Source organism: Bradyrhizobium sp. UFLA06-06 (assembly GCF_054820065.1).
Genome location: NZ_JADFUD010000042.1, coordinates 61,490 through 67,698 on the forward strand (window position 1 = coordinate 61,490; position 6,209 = coordinate 67,698).

The window sequence follows — 6,209 nt, forward strand, 5'->3', positions numbered from 1 at the left end:
GACGAGGGGCCCGACATTGGAAAATGTCGGCTTCATGGGCCTGTTAGCATTTACTCAAAGAGGGGGGCGGGACGTTGTGCGCTGCTTGGCCTCGCGTATCGGGTGACTTGGCGTCCGCACGGCTAGCGCCGCGTGTTTCTAGGCAATCTCGAGGATATCTGCGGCGACATAAGTCGGTAGAGCTGTGTCGCAAGATGGGTGCGCGCGCCCCCTCGAAGTCATTGCTTCAAGCGCCTTCCCCCAAGCGAGGCTCGTGACGGCGATTTCTTGGAAGGACGGAAGTGATTTTCCAACTTGGAGGTTTGTCCATGAAAGTGACGAAGAGTCTTGTCCTCGGTTCGGCGGCAATGTTCGCGAGCGTCGTAGCACAGGCCGCCGATCTTCCTGTGAAAGCGAAGCCCATCGAGTACGTAAAGGTCTGCTCGCTCTATGGTGCCGGATTTTACTACATCCCGGGCACTGACACTTGCATCAAGCTTAGTGGCTATGTGCGTGTTGAGGCCGGTTTGCGCACGAACTATTACGCTTATCCCGCCGACAGTGGTTTGGGGGGCGCGCAAAACCGACTCAGCAACACCTATACGGCCCATTCACGTGGATCTCTAAACATCGATACGCGCACTGCCACTGAATATGGCGTAGTGCGGACCTACTTCCAAGGCGTGTTCAAGTGGACTGATGCGGGCTACAGCGGGGCAGGAAACGGATCGACCGTTTACTCGTCGCTCGGCGGTGTTCAGGCGCCAAACAACGCCAATCCGGGCGCCGTCGCTGGCGGTGTACTAGGTACCTATGACGCCTTTATCCAATTCGCTGGTTTCACAATCGGTCATGCACAGTCGCAGTTCTCCTCGCCCTGGGCCGATTTTCCGGGCAACTGGTACGACCTGCCGGGCAGCGGCGGGTGGGAGCGCGTGAACCAGCTCACCTATACCGCAGATTTTGGCCAGGGCATCACGGCCTCCTTCTCGGCTCAGGATCAAGTCGCCAACTACACAAGCAACATCTGGAACGTGAGTGCCGCGACACCCGCAGGTCTCGCCTTTGGTGCGTACGGTGCCAATGACATTGGTGGAACGCGCGCTCCGGACCTCGTTGCCATGCTTCGAGTTGACCAGCCTTGGGGCCTCTTCCAGGCGTCGGTTGCTGCCCACGATAACCACGCGGCCTACTATGGCGCAACTGAGGTCACCGGCCATCCAGACGACAAATGGGGCTGGGCTGGTCAGCTGGCATTGTCAATTAAGAATATCCCGACCGGACCGGGTGACACGATTAATATCCAGGGCGTATATACGAAAGGGGCAAGCCGTTATGCCTTCAATAGTTATTTCGCCAGCGTCATCGCGATGTACGGCGGTACGAGTTTGGCGGGTGCTTACCAGAGTGTCGGACTTGCTGGTCTCTCTGACTCCGTGTTCGTGACCGGCTCCGGCCAGGAGTTGACCACGACATTCGGCTTTAACGGCGGCTACACCCACAACTGGGATCCGCACTGGGCCACCAGCCTTTACGGTGGGTTGGGGGCTGTTCGCTATAACAGTACAGCCAAGGGTTATATCTGCAGTGCGGTGGTCTCAGGACTCACGTTGTCGACCGGGTTAGCTGGCTGTAACCCCGACTTCAACTATGCGAGTGTCGGGACATATACCTCTTGGACTCCAGTCAAAAACCTGACCTTCTTGGCCGATCTCAATTACATGATGCTGGATCAGAAGTATGCGAGCGGGAGCACCGTGACGCTGCCACTGCAGTCGGGTATTGCAAAGCCGGGAGCTGCGTATGAGCTGAAGAACCAAAACAGCCTTACGATGCTGCTCCATGCTCAGCGCAACTGGTGAGTCTCTTTCAATCTAGGGGAAGGAGAAAAGAAACGGCTCTGTAGGTTAAAGTGTCACCTCCAAGAAGGCCTTCGGCATGCCTCGCCGGAGGCCTTTTAGAAATGAGATGCGTTATTCGGGATGCCAAACTAGGTGGTAGCGTCGCGATTGCGCCCGGTAAGATTCGCGAGCTGGCGTTGCCACCGAAATCCAACACTTGTTATTGTGCCGACGCCAGTTAGGAAGCGTAGGTCTTAAAGCAATTCGACGTCATAACAATAGGCTGCTTTCTTCTCAATCGCGCGCCATTCGCAATATTGCCACGCGCTCGGCGTTCTGCGGTGGGAGCGCTCTTATTTCTGCAGGAAGAGCCTTAGTTTGGGACACCAACGCCCGGTCAACCGGTCGCGGTTTATACATCGGAAGATCAGCGTGCGCGGTGGCGGAGTCCTTGGAACTTGGCACATCGTGCCATGTATCTTTGCCAACACATGCGCGCTCGTGTCTGCACTGCGAGGTCCGCGGCTTCGATATTCGTTGATCCGTTCGCCAATTGGGCCGGCGGGCGCGGCCCGTTTGCGGATGCACGAAAAAATTCATCTAGTGAAGAACGAGCGTGCAATGCTCGATGCTCTGGTAGAAGAGACGAGAGGTGTGTCAATGGGTCATGGCGGCTGACACAGATACCGGATCTGACAAAATTGTGCTTGGTGCCCCGCGCCTCGGTGAGGGGGAGCGGCGTTTCAGTGAGGCGTAACGACCGCCCTCAAGTCACGGACCGCGCGATGCAACTGGCGACGCCTTTCTCGCTTACGGCGACATCCGCCGGTGGAGCAGGCGCCTCAACTCGTGGCCTGGAAAGACGGCCGGACATGGCCGACAGACAGTCCGATCATGAAAGCGAAGAGAGGACGGCGCCGGCCCGACCATTCGCTTGTGTAACCGTCGAACTACGAACATGGTTCGAACCATGGCGGACGGGCAGCGAGCTTCTGTTCAAACTGCAGGCAGAATATCCCAGAGGCCTATTCTGACAAGCTTCTGCGAACGCTTCAGCGTCGCCTCAAATACTGGCGAAGCGAGCAGGCGAACGCGCTCCTGGGCCGGCAAGACAGCACGAGCTGACAACGTTGCAACGCCTAGTAACGAGAATGCCGCGCCGGAGGAGACCGGCCGGTGCGCAATGCCGGCCAGCTCCACGGCCGGCCTCCTCCTCCCTTCTGCCCGCGAGCAAATTACGTGAGGCAATGACGCACGTGCGGGAGCACCCACTCATGAGGCAATACGAGTTCTTTCACAGATCGTCGCGCTATGGGCGCCAATTTTTCAAGGACAACGCGATGACTGACCGACCTATCACATAAGGCAATGATCGAATGGGCGGCGGGCCTGAGGCGCGCGCCGCGGCAAAGATCGCCGGCGAAAGCTTCTCCGGCGCCAACTGCGCATAATACCCGGCCAAAAGCGCCGGTCAGCGTTGCCAATTCTTCCTTTGTGATTGCGCCAGCAGATGGTTTCTTGCGACCCCGCGACCTGAATAACTGCCCGTTCCTAGGCACAACTCCGCTGCCGCCCGGACCGGTGAATCATGATCCTAAAGACCACCTTTCTTCAACGGCTTGCAGGGTCCTATTTCAATACAATCGAGAGCGTGCTCAAGCGATAAAAGATCGCAGCGGCGCCGACGAAGTCGTCGCTGGCTTGCGGCTGTCGCCCTTGTTTGAACCAGGATTAGGATCATGCGTCGTGCCAGACCGAGATCGTGTCCCGTAGCGTGGTGTAACTCGCGGTGGGACACCGCGTTCGCCGGCATGGGCCGGACAGGTCAGCTGGCGATTGCCGGAAGGCTGACGGTGGGATCATCGCTCAACGGCGCGATGGTTTCCAGCGTCATGTAGCGGGCCCGCTGGACGGCCCATTCATCGTTCTGCTCAAGCAGGATCGCGCCGACGAGGCGAACGATCGCGTCTTCGTTGGGGAAGATGCCGACCACCTCGGTCCGCCGCTTGATCTCGCCGTTGAGGCGCTCGATCGGGTTGGTCGAGTGCAGCTTGGTCCGATGCTGGGGCGGGAACGTCATGTAGGCGAGCACATCAGGCTCCGCTGCGTCGAGGAAGCCGGCAAGCTTGGGCAGCTTGGGGCGGAGCTGGTCGGCGACCTTTCGCCACTGCGCTCGTGCGGTCTCGGCATCATCCTGGGCAAACGCGGTGGCGATGAAGGCGGAGACGACACGCCGCCCGCTCTTGCCGGCATGGGCCAGCGCGTTGCGCATGAAGTGGACGCGGCAGCGCTGCCAGCTGGCGTTGAGCACCTTGGCTACGGTCGCCTTGATGCCCTCGTGGGCGTCGGAGACGACCAGCTTGACGCCGCGCAGGCCGCGGCGGGCGAGCTTGCGCAGGAATGCGGTCCAGAACGTCTCGGCTTCGGAGGGACCAATGTCCATGCCGAGCACTTCGCGCCGGCCGTCACTGTTGACGCCGACCGCGACAATCACCGCGACCGAGACGATGCGGCCCTGCTGGCGCACCTTCACGTAGGTGGCGTCGATCCACAGATACGGCCAGTCGCCCTCGATCGGGCGGCCGAGGAAGGCCTTCACCTTGTCGTCGATCTCCGCGCACAACCGGCTCACCTGGCTCTTGGAGATGCCGGTCATGCCCATCGCCTGCACCAGATCGTCCACTGAGCGGGTCGAAACGCCGTGCACGTAGGCCTCCTGTACCACGGCGGTGAGCGCCTTCTCGGCCATGCGGCGCGGCTCCAGGAAGCCCGGAAAGTAGGAGCCCTTGCGCAGCTTCGGGATACGCAGCTCGACCGCGCCGGCGCGGGTCTCCCAGACCCGGTCGCGATAGCCGTTCCGTTGGGCCAGACGCTCAGGATTCTTCTCGCCGTAGGCCGCCCCGGTCTGGCTTTCGACCTCCAGCTCCATCAGCCGCTGGGCGGCGAAGCCGATCATCTCGCGTAACAGATCCGCATCAGGGCTCTTCTCCACGAGGGTGCGAAGGTTCATCATCTCGTCGGTCATCGGTGGTTCCTCGAATCAGGTTGGTGTCAGCAACCCGACCCTACCGACGAATCATCGATGACCACCGCAAAGCCGCCCGCCCGCTACGGCGCTGTTTGGGGGCGCGCGTGCAGGCGGCTTTGCTCTACCGAGCTACACCATCACTGGGGAGTACGTCATGCCAAGCTGATGATTGCTTGTGGGTGCAAGTCCCATCCGGCCAAAGCCCAAGCAGGCAAGCCGGGACCGAGTCTTGCGGGCGTCGCGGTAACGCGGGGTCCGAAGTGTAGACAGGAGTCATGCGGGGTGCGGGAATGAGCCTCGAAAGGTGGAAGTTCGCGGAGGCCGAGTGTGTTCCCTAAACACGAAGGCAGCACGAGCATCGTCGATAGGCGAGACGATGCCGCTCCGTCGGGGTCGATGGCCGCATCACGCATGGAAGGCAACCATCGGAACATGAGAGGCCCGACCGGGTCTGCTGGATTGGTCTCCAGCGGGGGACAGCGGCAAGGCACTGCCAGAGCCGCTGTCCGAGCTGAGGTCGGGAGTCGGACTGGTCCATACTACCTGTGAAGTCGTCGAAGGCAACGAGACGCATGGAGGGAAGGGACCAGCCCGAGGGGAGCCTGCGCGAGGAGGCCAGGGTCCGGACACAGAGCCGGGTTACCTTGCCGCCGAACCTCAAGCGGGTGAACGCGGCAGCCAAGCAAGCTGCCCAAACCCGGTTCACGGCCCTGCTGCACCACGTCGACGAAGACGCTCTTCTTCGGGCGTTTCGACGACAAAAGCGGCAGGCCAGCGCGGGGGTCGATGGGGTGACGGTGGCGAAGTACGAAGAGGAGTTGACGGATAACCTCCGTGACCTCTGCGGACGAGTCCACACCGGTCGCTACCGGCCACAGCCGGTGCGGCGCGTCTACATCCCCAAAGCCGATGGCGGTAAGCGGCCTCTCGGTGTGCCGGCGCTAGAGGACAAGATTGTCCAAAGCGCGGTAGCTGAGGTGTTGAGCGCCGTCTACGAGGCCGACTTCCTCGGGTTCTCCTACGGCTTCCGGCCGGGGCGGAATCCTCATATGGCGCTTGATGCTCTGCATACGGCGATCATGAGCCAGCATGTGAACTGGGTGCTCGATGCCGACATACGCAGCTTCTTCGACTCGGTTGACCACGAGTGGCTGTTGCGGATGGTGGCACACAGGATTGCCGATCCTCGCATCTTGCAGCTCATCGGGCTGTGGTTGCGGGCTGGCGTTCTTGAGAGCGGCGAGAAGCAAGAGACGGACAGGGGAACGCCGCAAGGGGCGGGCGTGGCTCCCTGAACGCAAAAGATAACTTTGCGGTGGAGTAGCGGTCACGGAACTATCGGTGGCGCCGGGCGCCTTTCC

General features: G+C 60.8%; 3 protein-coding genes and 1 pseudogene. 3 read left to right on the plus strand and 1 reads right to left on the minus strand.

Annotation, left to right across the window (positions count from 1 at the left end; genetic code table 11):
* Nucleotides 1-308: 308 nt before the first annotated feature.
* Nucleotides 309-1,841 (plus strand): porin, encoded by a 1,533-nt coding sequence (locus IF803_RS29140; protein ID WP_461194438.1) that lies wholly within the window; start codon nucleotides 309-311, stop codon nucleotides 1,839-1,841.
* A gap of 831 nt (nucleotides 1,842-2,672) precedes the next feature.
* Nucleotides 2,673-2,945, plus strand: a pseudogene (locus IF803_RS29145) (ISNCY family transposase); the annotation flags it as partial.
* Between the two features lie 700 nt (nucleotides 2,946-3,645).
* On the opposite strand, the gene IF803_RS29150 reads toward IF803_RS29145, so the two are convergent.
* Entirely contained in the window at nucleotides 3,646-4,845 is a 1,200-nt protein-coding gene (locus tag IF803_RS29150) for an IS256 family transposase (RefSeq protein WP_461194440.1), read from the minus strand.
* Nucleotides 4,846-5,492: 647 nt separating this feature from the next.
* Between IF803_RS29150 and IF803_RS29155 the strand changes: the two genes are divergently transcribed.
* Nucleotides 5,493-6,143 (plus strand): reverse transcriptase domain-containing protein, encoded by a 651-nt coding sequence (locus tag IF803_RS29155; RefSeq protein ID WP_461194441.1) that lies wholly within the window; start codon nucleotides 5,493-5,495, stop codon nucleotides 6,141-6,143.
* Nucleotides 6,144-6,209: the final 66 nt, after the last annotated feature.

Bases quoted from the DNA above. Each gene is read 5' to 3' on its own strand.
- IF803_RS29140 (WP_461194438.1), top strand. From the start codon at position 309: ATGAAAGTGACGAAGAGTCTTGTCCTCGGTTCGGCGGCAATGTTCGCG.
- IF803_RS29150 (WP_461194440.1), bottom strand. From the start codon at position 4,845: ATGACCGACGAGATGATGAACCTTCGCACCCTCGTGGAGAAGAGCCCT.